Raw genomic sequence first — 14,959 nt, forward strand, 5'->3', positions numbered from 1 at the left:
CCTGATGAAGCTCAAAACCCCGCTTGCTTAACTCCTCATCCCCTGACCCATGCCATGGCTTTCTTCTGCCCGTTTGCCGCGTGAGCGGGCAAAACAAAGAACATGACGACGGATCTGCACGCACGCCTTGGGGGCGTGCGGTAGCCATGGCGGCGAAAAAGTGGCGGCCATGGCGGATCTCTCTCCCACCTTGAGGCAGCCGGCAGCGATGCGGGCCGACAGCAGAGGCGCACCGATGGCAGACAGCACAGGATTACAATTTACCGTCAAGGTGGGGGCGCTGCCCGAGAGCACCTTCGTGGTGGCCGAGTTTGCGCTGGAGGAGGCGCTGAGCGGCCCCTTCCAACTGAGGCTGGAACTCGCCAGCCCCCAGCCGGATGTCGATTTCGGCGCCGTGCTGGACCAGCCCTGCGAGCTGCTCATCTGGTACAACGGCGAGCTGCAGCGGCGGGTCTGCGGGGTGGTGAGCGATGTTGGCCAAGGGGACAGCGGCTTTCGCCGTACCCGCTATCAGCTGCTGGTGCAGCCTGCCTTGTGGCGGCTGGGCCTTCGCCAGAATTCGCGTATCTTCCAGGCCCAGAAGCCGGACGAAATCCTCTCCATCCTCTTGCAAGAGCACGGCATCACCGACTACGCCTTTGCACTGAAAAACGAGCACGCGAAGCGTGAATACTGCGTCCAGTACCGGGAAACGGACTTGGATTTCCTGAACCGCCTCGCCGCCGAAGAGGGGCTCTTCTACTTCCACGAGTTCGAAGCCGGCAAGCATCGCATCGTCTTTGCCGACGATGCAGCCGCACTGACTCAAGGCCCCGAGCTCTTCTTCAACCTCGGCAACCGCTCGCTGGAGCAGGGCCCTTATGTACGTCAATTCCACTACCGGGAAGCGGTGCGTCCAAGCGATGTGGAGCTCAAAGACTACAGCTTCAAGACCCCGGCCTATGGGCTTTCCCACAAGCAGCGCGGTACCGAGCTCGAGCATCAGCGCGATACCTATCAGCACTTCGACTCCCCGGGTCGCTACAAGCTGGACCCGAGCGGCAAGGCGTTTGCCCAGCACCGGCTCGATGCCCTGCGCAATGACGCCGTCACCGGTCAGGGTAAGTCCAACTGCGCGGCCCTGCTGCCGGGCCAGTATTTCTCTCTGACCGAACACCCGAACGGGGTGTTCAATGCCGACTGGCAAGTCGTGCGCATCAGCCACGTGGGCCAGCAGCCCCAGGCGCTGGAGGAGGAAGGGGGCAGCGGCCCGACCGTCTATCACAACGAATTCGGGGTAGTGAAGGCGAGTACGACCTGGAGGGCGCGCATCGGCAGCCCAGAGGCGCCCTTTAAGCCCATGGTGGACGGCCCGCAAATTGCCACCGTGGTGGGGCCGCAAGGGGAAGAGATCTACTGCGACGAGCACGGCCGGGTGAAGCTGCAGTTCCCCTGGGACCGCTACGGTTCGAGTAACGAGCAGAGCTCCTGCTGGGTGCGGGTGAGCCAGGGCTGGGCCGGCGGCCAGTACGGCATGATGGCCATCCCGCGCATCGGCCACGAGGTGATAGTGAGCTTCCTGGAAGGGGATCCGGACCAGCCGATTATCACCGGGCGCACCTATCACGCCACCAACCGACCGCCCTATGAGCTGCCCGCCAACAAGACCCGCACCGTACTGCGCACCGAAACCCACCAGGGGGAGGGCTTCAACGAGCTGAGATTTGAGGACCAGGCGGGCAAGGAAGAGATCTACATCCACGGTCAGAAAGACCTGAACCTGCTCATCGAAAATGACACTGCCTGGCACATCAAGCACGACGAGCACAGGGACATCGACAACGAGCGCATTACTCGCATCAAGGCCAACGACCATCTCACCGTCAACGGTGAGAAGCGGGGCCACATCAAGGGGGATCTGTCCCTCACCGTGGATGCCTCCCTGCACCAGAAGCTCGGGCAATCTCTCTTGGTGGAGGCGGGCACCGAGGCGCATCACAAGGCGGGCATGAAGATAGTGATGGAAGCCGGTGCGGAGCTGACTCTGAAGGTGGGGGGGAGCTTTGTCAAAATCGACCCGAGCGGTGTCACCCTCTGTGGCGGCTCCATCAAGATGAACTCCGGCGGCAGCCCGGGCTCCGGCTCCGGCTGGGCGGGACAGATGCCCATCCAACCCGGTGAAGTGGAAGTGGTGGCACCGCCCCCCCCGATGGAACCTGCGCGTCAAATCGCGACGCTCAAATCGGCGGAACCGGTTTGCGAGATCTGTGAGCAATTGGCGTCGCAGGAGGGTGCCGGAGGATGACTTCTGCCCAAAATGGCATCTTCCCCGACATAGCGTTGTTCGAGGGAGAACAACTCTATCTGATGCTGGATGGAGCCCGTATTGACGGGGTGGAACGCGCCCTGTTCGAACAGGTGGAGACTCCGGCCTATCAACCCCTCTATCTCTATTCTCCTTGGGACAGCCTGCGGGAAGTAAGCCCCTGCCTGGTCAGCGTGACCCCGATACTGCTGAAATGGTTCATACAAAACCGTGAGCCATCATGGGGTTACCTGTTATCGTCTCGGCTTCCATTGTTACCCATGGCCGAGAAACTTCGCTCCCTGATCGAAGTGGAGAGCCCCTACACCAGCCGGATCCTGCTCAAACTGGCGATGCCCGAAACCATGGGACGCCTGTTCATGGATGATGAACCCTGGCTGTGGCAGGGGGTGGAGCAGGTATGGATCCCGATGCGTCAAGGAACGGACTATGTCTGGTGGCACAAAAAGGCCAAATCGGAGCTGGGTAATCCTGTTGGCGCAAGATTCAGGTTGTCTGATCCCCAGTGGGAGCGCCTGGGTGAGGTGAGTTGGCTGCATATTCTGGATGGGATCAGAGAGCATATGCTCACCTGGTTCCCTGACCGTTGGCAGGAGCAGGCCGAGCCGGAGCGCTGGTTGACCCATTGGGCAGAACAAGCCTATGACATGGGGTTTGAGAGTGAGCGGGATCTGCTGTTGTTTTTCAATGTGCTCGGGTATCTCGGCAGCCATTGGTATGAGGAAGAGGAGCATCCTGGACTCAGGGCATTGGTCACCCAATCTTCGTCACAGACACCGTCACAGCGTATTGAGCGAGCCGCCGAGCTGGCAGAAACATTGAGTAAGAAGGATCGAGACGCATGAGTTCGCCCAATCAAGCCGCCCAGTGTGCAAGCACGACCAATGGCAAGAGCCCGGCAGGGGTCTGTCCACTTAAAAACAAGCAGATAGCCATAGTGCCGGTGCGTTATGCCATTGATGAGCCCTGCTCTTCACCCAAGACGCAACCTCATCCATTGCCTGCGGGGGCCGGCTTCGTTGCCCCTGTCAAATTCAAGTCTCATCACCATACCCTGCGTCAGCTGCGTGATGGCTGGCTCTATGCCTATGACGAGACAGCCAAGAATCTTGATGAGTATGAAGTAAAAGGGGCTGCTTTCATCAGCCAGAGCAAGGGGAGCAAAGGCCATCTGCTCTATCCGGCCACCCATACGCTGTCCTTCATCTATTCTCCCCAGCGTTGGACGGGGCGCATCAAGAAAGAGATGGTGAAAAATAGCGGCTTGCGCAGTGCCTGGATGCGACAAGTCAAACTGGGCAGCTTTGCCAGTACCATGAAGGCCCCCCATTGCGGCTTGCCTGATTCGCTCGACAAGGTGGCAGATCTGGGATTGTCGAATCAGGGGTTTGTCTTGTCCTGTACACCCCTCGCCAAACCAGCCGAAGAGGATCAGCAAGGGATCAAGCTGTTGGCGCATAAACCAGCCGGTTCACCTGCTGCCTACAAGGCGGGGATGCCGGATCCCAAGAGTGCCATGGTAGTGGCGCTTAATGACTATCTGGCCGATCTGGCCGACCTCTCCATGACGGTCAATCAACTGCTTGCCAAGCGTGAAGCCTTGCTGGGTAAAGATGATGCCACCATCAAAGTTAACAGTCACAAGCTGATGATGGCGGAGGTGACGCGTAATCTTGCCAGGGTGCGACTAGACGAGAAGGACTTGCCCGCCTCCGTCAGGGGAAATGTGGCCAAGACCCAGGTATTTGAAGATGCGCTGGATGACTATCTGGGGGATCGCTATCTTGCCGATACAGAGGGTATGAGTTCGGAGCCTGGAGTTATCAACTTCAACTCCCCCATGGCGAGACAGGCCGATGCGAAGCTGAAAATCTTGCGGGAGCAATATGGTTTCAACCCCTCTCAAAAGCAGGTCAATCAATGGAAAGAGCGAGCCGCATTTCAGGACGAGGTCAACTGGGGCGGGCTCAATGCCTTTATCAAGCAGTATCAGGTGCCTCTCAATGAGCTGGAGCTGGCACTGACTCTGGCTCATGAGGACCTGTTCAATGGTATGACTCGCCTTAAGGCCGATCCATTACCCTTTGGTCTGGACCATAAAACAGACAAGGGCCAAGCCTATTTGCAGGTTCTGTTTGCCGAGGCCGGGCAGGCGCTCTCACTCAGTTGCAGCACTGAAGCCCGGAAGAAAGCGTTGGAAAAACTGCTTGGTGAAAAGGTCAGTGATAACTTGCTGGCACTGGCTCCCTATGGTTTTGATGTCGTGTTGCACAAGGGGCTGAGCGAGCAGACGGTAGACAATAATTGGCTCAGTACCTCTTCGGGGGACATGACTGCCCTCTTTGGTCGAGTGGCCGAGTTGGAGACCTTGCTGGGGGAGGAGAGGCTCAGGCAGAAGCCTTGGTTCCAGACGGTTGAGGCAGTGATCGACGCCATCAAAGGGGCGGGCCAATCCCTTGCCAAGGGCGCCCACGCCCAAATCATGGCGGCCATCTTGCCCCACACCTGGAAGAACAGCCTGGCAGGCAACCTGAGGCTGGTACTGCTGGAATCACTGCTCGGTGATAAACCGCTGGAAGTGAATCACGGTTATCGGATGCTTCACAGCAGCTTCCAGCAACGTGTCTGGGCGATTACCAAGGAAATATCAGCTATCAGCTCACCACCACCCGGGCGCAATACCACGGTGAAGGCCATCAACGGTCAGCTAAAAACCTTGCAACAACAACTTGATACCTTGATTGCCAGCGAAATGCCCCTGCTGGTGAAACTGAAAGGTGACCTGTATCAACAGCAGGCCAGGCAATATATCGGTGACTATCTGGCGAGCGTGCGCAGTGGAGTGAATCAACGCATCACCGCTATGAACGAAAGAGTTCCCAACTTGGCGACCTTTGGGGGATTGGTAGCCCTGCTCAACCTCTGGAACCTGACGGTGGTCATTGGTGGGATGGCACAAAATGCCAAGTCGATCGGCCAGTCACGAGCCAATATGCAACTGGGTTCGGCTTTTGCCTGGACGGGCAATGCCATCGCCGCGCTCTACCAGGGGGCGGCATGGGAGAAGTTAAAGCCACTCACTACTGGTCGAGCCCTGACCGAAATCTCGATAAAAGCAGCGATAAAAGAGGGTGGGCATGCGTTCTGGGTTAAAGCCTTCTCTCTACGGATGCTGGCATTTGCTAGTCTAGGGTTGGCTGCGGCAGGGCTTGAAGCCTTGGACAGTTGGCAGGCGAGCCAAGATCCATTGATAAGTGGCATGGAAAAAACACTCTTGCAGATGAAGGCAGGGGTGTTATTTGGACAAGGTGGAATCTTCCTTATCCAGCTTGCGTATTTAGGTATCAATGGTTTAGGTTTCTCATCCATCGCTGCTATTTTTGCGCCCTGGATGGTTGTTGGACTCTTTGTGCTGGGTATCGCCTATCTGGCTCTAACTGTGTTGATCAATATTTTTAAAAGATCGGATCTGGAAAAGTGGTTGCTGCAATCGACCTGGGGCAAGCAAACTGCCAACTGGGCCGCTGAGGATGAACTGGCTCGGTTTGAACAACTGGTAAATAAGCCTGGAGCTAGCTTGACGGTAGTTCGTTCAGCGCCCCAAGGCTGGATGGATACTGGCTGCTCACAGTGGCAGTTGCAACTCTCGCTCCCTTCACATTTGCGAGGGCAGACCATAGGGTTGAACATCGTTGGTCACCCTCTTGCCCGAGCTGGTCAGATGGTATCGGTACGATCCAAAGAGGAGCTGGCTCGCTATCAGTCTGCTATGCAGCCCAAAATAATTGAAATTCAAGGTGGACGTTGGAATGAGCTGGTCTATACGCTACCTCTGAAAGTCGACACCAATACAGCCATCAAGTTGGAGCTGGGCTATTTGGGGGGGATGGTACAGCGACAATTTATCTTCAAAGGAAGTGGCAATAGCAATGGCCCAATAACATTGGATACACACCAAAGGGTATTGGACTCCATGCCAGCCCTAGTAGTCGGCAAGCAAGGTAATAAATAATGGATAAGGAAAATGAATCGGTTTATGTGAGCGAGCAAGAGACCACCTTCCATCTGTTACCTCAGGAAGAGCAACAGCGCATTATCGATGCCAATCAAAAAAGGGTACGTGAGGCCCCAACGCTTTATGAATGGAATATTTGTGTGCCTACACCATTCGCTTGGATAATGATATTGGTAGTTGTAGCAACAATGGTACTGTTTGCTGTGGGTTGCGTATTGCTTACTGGTGATAATGATTGGGGTTTTGCTTATCTAGCCTTTGGTGTTGCCATGGTAATGATTCCTTATTTTCGTTATTTAGTGATGGCGGATAAAGACTACCATTATCGGCTAACTACGGAGGGTGTAGTCGTCACTTATCAAGATGCTATTCCCGAAGTGGCCTACACCATAGTGCGTGGTTTGGCTTGGCTTGGTGTGGTGGTATGTGTCGTAGCTGTTGCCATATTGGGGCCACTGGCCCTGGTTGGCGCTGGGGGTATGGCGCTCTTTGCGGTATTTTTCACTGATTTTAAGAGTGAAGTATCAGAACATGAAACCATGTTTAAAAAAGACTGGCCCTACACGCTGTCTATTTCTAAGAGAAAAAAGGCATTGAGATTTGAATCTACCCCCTTTAAAGTTGCATATAGCGATAATCTATATTGCAAGTCTGAGGATTTTGAGCGTGTTATTGAACTGATTAAAAATCAAATCAGATGCGTCGATATAAAAAACATCAAAGGTCATCCAATGACTTGATTCTTCTATGGCACCTGTAAGGGGAGAGTTATCTAGATGCAATCTGGGTCCCTATAACAGAGCGCCCTTGCTACAGGCAAGGGCGCTCTGTTGTTTTCCGGGACGAGTTTGGCGCGATTATGGCGATACCGAAGGGGGCTGCACCATGGGACCTGCTACTGCGTGGGCAGCTTCATCACCTCGCAGTGCCCGCACGATTTCGAGGGCGAATTCGATGGCGCTGCCGGGGCCCTGGCTGGTGATAAGGCGGTGGGCCTCGTCCCTCACTACCCGCTCAGTGATGAGTTGAGCAGGGGGGAGCTCGGCCTGAAAACCTGGATGGCAAGTGACCCGCGCATCTCCCAGCAGGTGGTGATGCTGCAACACCACCACGGGGGCTGCGCAAATGGCGGCGCGCCAGCGGCCACGCAGAGCCTGCTCCTTGAGCAGGTCGATGGCGAGGGGGGTATCGCGGATGGCTTCGCTACCGGGCAGGCCGCCCGGCACGATTATGGCCTCGAAATCACGGCTGGTCAGCTCGTCGATATGACAGTCCGCCACTATCTGTACCCCGCGGGAGGCGCGGATCTGGCGCTGCCCCGCCGGGCAGCAGGAGGCGAATACCACTTCGATGGAGGCCCGCACCAGGGTATCGACGATGGCGACGGTTTCGATCTCTTCCGAACCCGGGGCAACCAGTACCAAAACGCTCATTGCTCGCTCCTCCTGCTTGATGCCCGTCACTTCACCGGGTCTATTGCTTCTCTTTGATGGCCTGGTAGAGGCCCTGATTGACGGGGACCGCGATGCCGTGCTGCGCCGCCTTGGCGAGCAGGAAGCCGGTGATGGCTTCGATCTCGGTCTCTCGTCCCAGTTCCATATCCTGATACATGGAAGAGTAATTGTCGGCGGTGAGCTCCACCACCGTCATTACCCGGCGCAGCAGCTCTTCATTGCTGACGGGCAACCCTTCGGCCTGCATCACGTCCACTACTTCCACGCAGATCTGTTGCAGGGCATCGGTGAAGCGGGAGCCACTCAGTTCGCCATTCTTGACCTTGTAAAGTGCCGTGAGCGGGTTGATGGCGCAGTTGATGGCGAGCTTTTGCCATTGACGAGCCCGGATCTGTTCATCCCATCCGGCCTGGCCGAGGGCACGGGCGAGTTCATCCGCCAGATAGGCGTGAGCCTTGGCTGCCACGTTGACCGGTCCGAGCCAGGTTTCGCCCTTGCCGGTGTGGCGGAACACGAAGTGGCCGCTCTGCATGGCGCCGTGGCTGGTGACGCCGGCGATGACCGGGTTGTGCGGGAAGCGTTGAACCACCTGCTCGGCGATGCCCATGCCATTGTGCAGCAGTACGATGGGGACGCCCGCAGGCAGTCGGCCGATCAGCGGGGTCAGGGCCGGGACGACCTGGCTTGCCTTGGTCATCACCAGCAGGCGTTTGATGGCGCCGGGCTGACTGATGAAGCCGCGCTCTATGGTCAGCAGCTGGGTATGACCGTCGAGAGAGGTAAAATCGATGCCGGGGTGCAGGGTGGCCCGGTGCCGTTCGCGCAACAGGACACGGGTCGTTTGACCGCTTTGGGTCAGCAGGGATGCGAAGACACCCCCCAGAGCACCGCAGCCCAGCAGGGTCCATTGGGGAGGGAGGGGGTGACGGCTGGTTTTCAGGTTATTGTCGCGTAATCCGCTTGGCATGGAGAGACTCAGTCAGGGTAGTGGTCGCATTCCGATCAACCGCTTACCGGGGATAAAGGAAGAGGTCGCCTGGCGGACACTAACGGGTCTCGCCATTCCTGTGCGGAGAGGATTCTAGCAGAGCCATCCCATCGAAATCAGCAAATTTGCCCGTTTTCTGGTAGATTTGCCCCCTATTCGCATTACCCCAAAGCACAACATACAGCACAGCATGAGGAGCCCGGCTATGCCGTCATTCGATATTGTCTCTGAAGTCAAAATGAACGAGGTGTTGAACGCCGTCGATAACGCCAATCGTGAACTGGCGACCCGTTTCGATTTTCGTGGGGTGGAAGCCAGCTTCGAACTGAACAAAGAAGAGGTCAAGCTGGAGGCGGATGCCGATTTCCAGCTCAAGCAGATGGTCGAGATCCTGCGCGGGGCGCTGCTCAAGCGCCAGATCGAGAACAGCTCCATGGACGTGGGTGACAGCGTTCACTCCGGCAAGCGTTTCCACCTGACCGTGAAGTTCAAGCAGGGGATCGACAAAGAGGTCGCCAAGAAGCTGGTGAAGCTTATCAAAGACTCCAAGATCAAGGTGCAGGCTGCCATCCAGGGTGACGAAGTGCGCGTGACCGGCAAGAAGCGTGACGATCTGCAGGAAACCATGGCGCTGGTGCGCGGTGCCGAGCTGGGCCAACCGATGCAGTTCCAGAACTTCCGTGATTGATCGATAGCTCGATTGACGAGAAAGGGGAGGCATAAGGCTTCCCCTTTTTGTTTGGCGAAAGCCCATAAAAAAACCGGAGCAGTTGCTCCGGTTTTTTGTATCCCAGATACCCGTTCGATTAGAACTTGTAGGTAACGGAGAAGTAGTGGCTGAAGCCAGAGCTCTTCCAGGGGGTACCATCGTAGGCAGTGGAGCCATCTTTGTTGCCGTAGGCATCCATGAAGTACTTCAGGCCGTAACCAACGGCATAGCGATCAGAATGCCAGTAGATACCGTGGAAGGTAGCCAGGTTATCACTGGTACGGTCGGCACGGTCATGAGTGTCCAGATCAAAGGCATAATCCAAATAGCCTTGGTAGGAGACGAAGCTGCCGTTGGAGAAGGTGTAGAAAGGCTTGAACCAGTTCATGGCGAACCAGTAACCATTCCAATCACCCTCTTCTTCGGTGAAGAACTGGTTTTCGGTAGAATGACGGGCATACAGGTTCATGCCCACTTTACCAAACCAAGGCACTTGCACGTCGGCACCCAGACCGATCATGTTCTCCATCTGGTGGTCACCAATGTTGTTCAAAGAGGCGATGTAGACCTCTTGTACTGGGCCAAAGGAGAGATCTTTACCAGTCAATGCATCGAGAGACATGCGTGGTGCAAACTTCATGAAGAGGTTCTGACCATTGTGCTGGTTGCTGTGGCGGCTATCGAAGATATCAAACACGTCGACGTAACCGTACAGATCGAAGAGACCGGAGCGACCACCAAACTCCATTTCGAAGTAGGTATCGTTGTAATCTTCTGTGCCGGCAGTGAAAGGACGTTGGTCAATGGTGTGCATCACGTTGAACTGCATCCACTTGTAGTCGTTCTTGTGGATGTCACCGCTGTAGTCGGCAGCAAAAGCCGGGGTGGCGGATGCAGCCAGCAGACCGGCAGCGATCAGAGTCTTGGTAAATTTGGCCATTTTATTGGTCTCTTGTGTGTTTAGTTGAGGTTTTCCGTAGCCTGCCCACAAGGAGCGGGAGGGATTCTAGCCAAATAATTTCAACGGATAAACAAGAGCCAGGGAACTTTGTCAGGATTTGTGAATCTAATCACCCCCTCATTTAGGCAAACGCTTGCTATTTGTTCGTTTGTGGTGACAAACACTTGCCTCGTTTGGCAACCATGCTGATCAGCAGCATCACGGGCACCCCGAGCAGGCTGGTGCCGATGAAGAAGTGGCTGTAGCCAAACAGCTCGACAAAACGACCGGAGAACCCCGCAAGCAGCTTGGGCAGCAGCAACATGATGGAGCTGAACAGCGCATACTGGGTGGCCGAGAAGGCGACGTTGGTCAGGCTCGACAGATAGGTCACGAAGGCCGCAGTAGCGATGCCGGCGCTGAGGTTGTCGAGCGAGATGATCAGGGTCAGCAGCTCCAGGTTGTGACCGACCTCGTTGAGCAGAGCAAACAGCAAGTTGGTGCTGGCGGTGAGCACGGCACCGAGAAACAGGATGCGCAAGGTTCCCAGTCGCATCACCAGTACCCCCCCCAGCGCGGCCCCGACCAGCGTCATGATGACTCCATATACCTTGGTGATGGTGGCCACTTCCGTCTTGCTGAATTGCAGGTCCACATAGAAGCTGTTGGACATCACCCCCATCACCACGTCCGAGATGCGATAGCAGGCGATAAGCCCGAGGATCAGCAGGGCCGACCCCCCGAAGCGGCGGAAGAAATCGGCGAACGGGCACCAGATGGCCTCGTAGATCCAGGCCCCCAGGCCCGCCAGCGGGGTTGGCCAGCCTTGTTGTTGCAACAGCAGCTTGCGCTCGGCCTGCTGCTCGTTCTGGCGGGCGAGATCGATGTCGGGCTCATGACAAAACAGGGTGGTGATAATGCCGAGAGACATGAGCCCCGCCATGCACAGATAGGTGAGCTGCCAGCCGCGATAGTCGTAGCCGCTGTTGCTGCCAAGCCAGGCAGCTAGTGCCAGGGCGCCAGCGCCCGCCATGATCATCGCGAGCCGATAGCCGGTCATGTAGGAGGCCGCCATGGCCGCCTGCAGGCGTTCGGGGGCCGACTCGATGCGGTAGGCGTCGATGACGATGTCCTGGGTGGCCGAGGCGAAGGCTACCAGCAGGGCGAAGAAGGCGAGCTGAGCGAGCTGGGTCTTGGGATCGCAATAAGCCATGCCCACCAGGGCGAGGGCAGTCAGCAGCTGGGAGAGCAGCATCCAGCTGCGCCGTCGTCCCAGCAGGCGCGAGAGCAGGGGCAGGGAGAGGCGGTCGACCAGGGGAGACCACACCCACTTGAAGCCGTAGGCCAGGGCCACCCAGCTCATGTAGCCGATGTCGGTGAGACTGACGTCCGCTTCACGCAACCAGAACGAGAGGGTGCCAAAGACCAGCAGCAGTGGCAGACCGGAGGAGAAGCCCATGGCAAACAGGATGAGAACCCGGCCTTCGAGATACACGGCGAGGGCGTCTCGCCAGCTGGTGAGGCGGCCCGGGTTACGGCTGGGCGGGCGGAGAGTGTTCAAATGCCTGACTCCTCGGGGAAAAGGTGGCTATTTTGTCAGGTTCGAAGGGGATAGCCAAGGCAAGCAGAACGTCGTCCGCGGGCCTTCAGGGTCGTGAGCCGATGCAGTGAGGCGGACAGGGGCCCTGCTCGAGGAGATAGTTGGCGCAGGCCATCAACTGCAGTCGCAGCCGGGGATCGGTATCGATCTGTTGCTCATCCCATAGATGCAGGCTGTGCAGCAGGTGCCAGAAGACGGATTCTCGCTGACTGGACGGTTGTTTGTCGGTGCAGTGGGGCAGGGCTTGCCAGTGGGAGAGCAGTTGCCAGCTCACATCTTCCAGCTGTTGGTAGGCAATTTCCCGTGCCAGGAAGTGACGAACAGCCTGGGACAGCAGCATGGCATGTTGGGTTATGTAGGCCTGATAGATCACCGGCGCCTCCTTTTTCTCCTCTGGGACCCCCGGAATGGGGGCAAGGCCAGAGTATAGAAAGGGGCGCCGGTGACCTTGGCGGTGATGAGGCAGGATGTGATCCGCTCCGCGTTATTTCTCCGCCAGCAGCACGACTTTTTTCAGGATGATGGGGCTGGTCGGCACATCGTTGGCTCTCAGGATAGAGCTGTAACCCGTCTGCACCAGAGCCAGTTTGTCCAGCACCTCCATGCCTTGCACCACCTGGCCAAATACGGTGTAACCGGCGCCAGCATTGGCGTTGAGGTTGTCGTTGTCCGCCAGGTTGAAATAGAACTGGCGGGTGGCGCTGTCGACGGCCTGGGTACGGGCCATGGCGATGCTGCCGCGCTTGTTGGGCAGGCCTCCCTTGGACTCGTTTACCACGGGGTCGAAGGTCGGCAGCGGCTGGAACTGCTGGTTGTAGCCCCCTCCCTGCACCACGAAGTTCTGGATCACCCGGTGGAACAGGCTGCCGTCATAGCTGCCGTCCGCCACATAGCGCAGGAAGTTTTTCACCGTCTGTGGCGCCTGCTTGGGGGCCAGCTCCACGATGATGTTGCCGTGGTTGGTCTCCATCCTGACCTTGGGGCCGGCAAATGCCAGGGGGGCGATCAGCATGGCCAATAACCAGAGTTTTTTCATGTATCGCTTCCTCGTTTAGCTAGGTTGGCCCTTGAGATAACCGCGTAGAGCCTCGTCGGCCATGATCTGCTGCAGTACGCTGCCCAGTTGCTGGTTCAGGGTGGACTCCAGATCGGCCATGCTCGGCTCACCCGGCTCCTCCTTGCTGGAGGACATGTTGAATTGCTTGGTCAGCTTGCTGCCCTGGAAATCGGCGATCACCTGCAGACTGACCTTGGATTTGGTCACATAGGTGAAGGTCTTCTCTTCCACTGTGACGGCGGCGGTGGAGATGGCCAGGGTCAGGTTGGTGGTACCGCTGTTGCCCACTTCAAGCCCCTGACTGCGCAGGCCCTCGGCCAGTTTTTCGGCCAGCAGGTTGTTGAGGGGCTGGGCACTGTTGACCAGTACGGGGGCCTTATCTTTCTTCTTGATGGAGAAGACATAGGCGGCTTCACGCTTGTCGACCCCTTCCATGGTGATCCGGTTGCCGGAGTAGTACTGCTGGTTGGCGGGAATGACTTGCGGGTTGAGCAAGGCGGTCTCCGGCCAGTGAGTGGCACAACCACCCAGCATCAGGGCGGCCAGCAGCAAGAGTGACTTTTTCATCATGGGTTTCCTTTAGCTTTATCTTTAGCGTTTGATGGCTTTCAAAATAACGAACTTGCTGTTCGATGCAACCACTTGTGCGTTGGCAAACAAGCGCTTGAGTTTATTGTGATAATCCAGATGGCGGTTGCCTACTATCCAGAGTTCCCCCCCCTGAGGCAACACCCGGTGCGCATCGGTGAACATCTGCCAGGCGATATGGTCCGTGATCGCCTGCAGTTGGTGGAAGGGGGGATTGCAGAGAATGCGATCGGCCGCCCCCGTTTCTATCCCATCGAGACAGTTATTGACCAGGAATTGGGCGCGGGGCAGGGCATCGGGCAGGTTGTGCTCGACGTTCAGGCGCGCCGAGTCCACCGCCATGTGGGATTCGTCGATGAAGGTCACCTCCACCTCGCTGTCGCGCGCCAGCAGGGAGAGCCCCAGCACGCCGTTGCCGCAGCCCAGATCGATCACATGTCGGGCGCTGTGGATAGGCAGGTTGTCTAGCATGAAGCGGGCGCCGATATCCAGGCTGGTGCGGGAAAATACGTTGGCATGGTTGTGGATCAGCATGTCGCTGCCTTCCAGCGGCCAGGTGGTGGGGAAGGGATTATCGAGCGCAGGGCGCAGGGCGTCCGGCGTACAGTGAATGAGACGGGCCTTCTTCCAGGCCAGCGAGGTGCGGGTCTCGCCCAGGTATTTCTCGAACAGCTTGAGGGTGGAGGTGTGAATATCCTTCGCCTTGCCCGCCGCCAGGATCCGAGTGGCCGGGGTGACCACCTGGCGCAGGGCCAGCAGTTGCTGTTCCAGCAGCGCCTGATACTTGGACACCTTGATCACCACCAGAGCGGGAGCCAAGGGCAGCGGAGCCAGCGCATCCTGCAGGCGGATGGCGTGGGGATCCAGGCCATTTTCGGCCAGATTCGCCAGGGTCGCCCGTTCGCTGATATGGGAGTCGGTCACGCACCGGGGGGCATGGCCGTGCAGATAGGCAGTCAGGGCGCCGAAGCCGTCGTTCATGATGATGACGGGGCCGCTCTGCTCGAGCGGCGACTCGGCGAGTTCGTTGATGAGATATTCGTCTGCCGCATCCCAGGCCTGCAGGGGATCCTGGCTCTGCCGCGGATACCGGTAAAGGGTCAGGCGGCAATGCGCCGTGTCGAGTAGGGTCTGCATAAGAGAAGTATCCAAGGTGATGCTTATATATGGCAACGACAGCCAGCGACGAGCCGGTCGTTGAAGTGGCGCTATTCTAGCGGGGACGCAGAATTTCACCAGCCCGGTGCGTGACTGGGTCATAAGGCCCTCGGCGTGATTTATCCGGGGTCGGCTCTGGCTTACA

At 57.5% G+C, this 14,959-nt stretch carries 13 protein-coding genes; 5 read left to right on the top strand and 8 right to left on the bottom strand.

Features of this window, described 5'->3' with window-relative positions:
• The first annotated feature begins 235 nt into the window (after nucleotides 1-235).
• The 4 genes from ACW5W7_RS06065 to ACW5W7_RS06080 all read left to right on the top strand — a co-directional run bounded on the left by ACW5W7_RS06065 (nucleotide 236) and on the right by ACW5W7_RS06080 (nucleotide 7,060).
• Nucleotides 236-2,284: a type VI secretion system Vgr family protein gene (locus tag ACW5W7_RS06065; RefSeq protein WP_456501112.1), complete on the top strand. Its 2,049-nt coding sequence runs from the start codon at nucleotides 236-238 to the stop codon at nucleotides 2,282-2,284.
• A gap of 62 nt (nucleotides 2,285-2,346) precedes the next feature.
• Complete coding sequence (locus tag ACW5W7_RS06070; RefSeq protein ID WP_456501113.1) at nucleotides 2,347-3,150, top strand: DUF4123 domain-containing protein; 804 nt, start codon at nucleotides 2,347-2,349, stop codon at nucleotides 3,148-3,150.
• Complete coding sequence (locus tag ACW5W7_RS06075) at nucleotides 3,147-6,317, top strand: toxin VasX (protein WP_456501114.1); 3,171 nt, start codon at nucleotides 3,147-3,149, stop codon at nucleotides 6,315-6,317. Before ACW5W7_RS06070 ends, ACW5W7_RS06075 begins: the two co-directional genes overlap by 4 nt.
• Nucleotides 6,317-7,060: a hypothetical protein gene (locus ACW5W7_RS06080; protein ID WP_349921313.1), complete on the top strand. Its 744-nt coding sequence runs from the start codon at nucleotides 6,317-6,319 to the stop codon at nucleotides 7,058-7,060. The genes ACW5W7_RS06075 and ACW5W7_RS06080 overlap by 1 nt, the downstream gene beginning before the upstream one ends.
• 117 nt (nucleotides 7,061-7,177) lie before the next feature.
• Here ACW5W7_RS06080 and ACW5W7_RS06085 read toward each other — a convergent pair whose 3' ends face one another.
• Nucleotides 7,178-7,753: a DJ-1 family glyoxalase III gene (locus ACW5W7_RS06085; protein WP_456501115.1), complete on the bottom strand. Its 576-nt coding sequence runs from the start codon at nucleotides 7,751-7,753 to the stop codon at nucleotides 7,178-7,180.
• A 40-nt stretch (nucleotides 7,754-7,793) separates the two neighbouring features.
• A complete protein-coding gene (locus tag ACW5W7_RS06090) occupies nucleotides 7,794-8,741 on the bottom strand; it encodes a ketopantoate reductase family protein (protein WP_456501116.1) in 948 nt (315 codons plus the stop codon).
• A gap of 226 nt (nucleotides 8,742-8,967) precedes the next feature.
• Here ACW5W7_RS06090 and ACW5W7_RS06095 point away from each other — a divergent pair, with 226 nt between their 5' ends.
• Nucleotides 8,968-9,450, top strand: coding sequence for a YajQ family cyclic di-GMP-binding protein (locus ACW5W7_RS06095; protein ID WP_010673357.1), 483 nt, complete (start codon nucleotides 8,968-8,970; stop codon nucleotides 9,448-9,450).
• A 118-nt stretch (nucleotides 9,451-9,568) separates the two neighbouring features.
• On the opposite strand, the gene ACW5W7_RS06100 is transcribed toward ACW5W7_RS06095, so the two are convergent.
• The 6 genes from ACW5W7_RS06100 to ACW5W7_RS06125 all read right to left on the bottom strand — a co-directional run bounded on the left by ACW5W7_RS06100 (nucleotide 9,569) and on the right by ACW5W7_RS06125 (nucleotide 14,793).
• Nucleotides 9,569-10,411 carry a nucleoside-specific channel-forming Tsx family protein gene (locus ACW5W7_RS06100; protein ID WP_456501117.1) on the bottom strand — a complete coding sequence of 281 codons (843 nt, stop codon included), beginning with the start codon at nucleotides 10,409-10,411 and terminating at the stop codon, nucleotides 9,569-9,571.
• A gap of 157 nt (nucleotides 10,412-10,568) precedes the next feature.
• Entirely contained in the window at nucleotides 10,569-11,972 is a 1,404-nt protein-coding gene (locus tag ACW5W7_RS06105) for an AmpG family muropeptide MFS transporter (RefSeq protein ID WP_456501118.1), read from the bottom strand.
• A gap of 85 nt (nucleotides 11,973-12,057) precedes the next feature.
• Complete coding sequence (locus ACW5W7_RS06110) at nucleotides 12,058-12,351, bottom strand: hypothetical protein (RefSeq protein WP_349922383.1); 294 nt, start codon at nucleotides 12,349-12,351, stop codon at nucleotides 12,058-12,060.
• A gap of 144 nt (nucleotides 12,352-12,495) precedes the next feature.
• On the bottom strand, nucleotides 12,496-13,047 hold the full coding sequence (locus tag ACW5W7_RS06115) for a peptidylprolyl isomerase (RefSeq protein ID WP_456501119.1): 552 nt from the start codon (nucleotides 13,045-13,047) through the stop codon (nucleotides 12,496-12,498).
• Nucleotides 13,048-13,062: 15 nt separating this feature from the next.
• On the bottom strand, nucleotides 13,063-13,635 hold the full coding sequence (locus ACW5W7_RS06120) for a YajG family lipoprotein (protein WP_456501120.1): 573 nt from the start codon (nucleotides 13,633-13,635) through the stop codon (nucleotides 13,063-13,065).
• Nucleotides 13,636-13,659: 24 nt separating this feature from the next.
• On the bottom strand, nucleotides 13,660-14,793 hold the full coding sequence (locus tag ACW5W7_RS06125; protein WP_456501121.1) for a methyltransferase: 1,134 nt from the start codon (nucleotides 14,791-14,793) through the stop codon (nucleotides 13,660-13,662).
• Nucleotides 14,794-14,959: the final 166 nt, after the last annotated feature.

It is taken from the genome of Aeromonas intestinalis (assembly GCF_054052485.1).

Coding starts and splice junctions, on each gene's coding strand:
- ACW5W7_RS06115 (WP_456501119.1), bottom strand. CDS start 13,047: ATGAAAAAACTCTGGTTATTGGCCATGCTGATCGCCCCCCTGGCATTT.
- ACW5W7_RS06080 (WP_349921313.1), top strand. CDS start 6,317: ATGGATAAGGAAAATGAATCGGTTTATGTGAGCGAGCAAGAGACCACC.
- ACW5W7_RS06065 (WP_456501112.1), top strand. CDS start 236: ATGGCAGACAGCACAGGATTACAATTTACCGTCAAGGTGGGGGCGCTG.
- ACW5W7_RS06070 (WP_456501113.1), top strand. CDS start 2,347: ATGCTGGATGGAGCCCGTATTGACGGGGTGGAACGCGCCCTGTTCGAA.
- ACW5W7_RS06075 (WP_456501114.1), top strand. CDS start 3,147: ATGAGTTCGCCCAATCAAGCCGCCCAGTGTGCAAGCACGACCAATGGC.
- ACW5W7_RS06120 (WP_456501120.1), bottom strand. CDS start 13,635: ATGAAAAAGTCACTCTTGCTGCTGGCCGCCCTGATGCTGGGTGGTTGT.
- ACW5W7_RS06095 (WP_010673357.1), top strand. CDS start 8,968: ATGCCGTCATTCGATATTGTCTCTGAAGTCAAAATGAACGAGGTGTTG.
- ACW5W7_RS06090 (WP_456501116.1), bottom strand. CDS start 8,741: ATGCCAAGCGGATTACGCGACAATAACCTGAAAACCAGCCGTCACCCC.
- ACW5W7_RS06110 (WP_349922383.1), bottom strand. CDS start 12,351: ATGCTGCTGTCCCAGGCTGTTCGTCACTTCCTGGCACGGGAAATTGCC.
- ACW5W7_RS06100 (WP_456501117.1), bottom strand. CDS start 10,411: ATGGCCAAATTTACCAAGACTCTGATCGCTGCCGGTCTGCTGGCTGCA.
- ACW5W7_RS06085 (WP_456501115.1), bottom strand. CDS start 7,753: ATGAGCGTTTTGGTACTGGTTGCCCCGGGTTCGGAAGAGATCGAAACC.
- ACW5W7_RS06125 (WP_456501121.1), bottom strand. CDS start 14,793: ATGCAGACCCTACTCGACACGGCGCATTGCCGCCTGACCCTTTACCGG.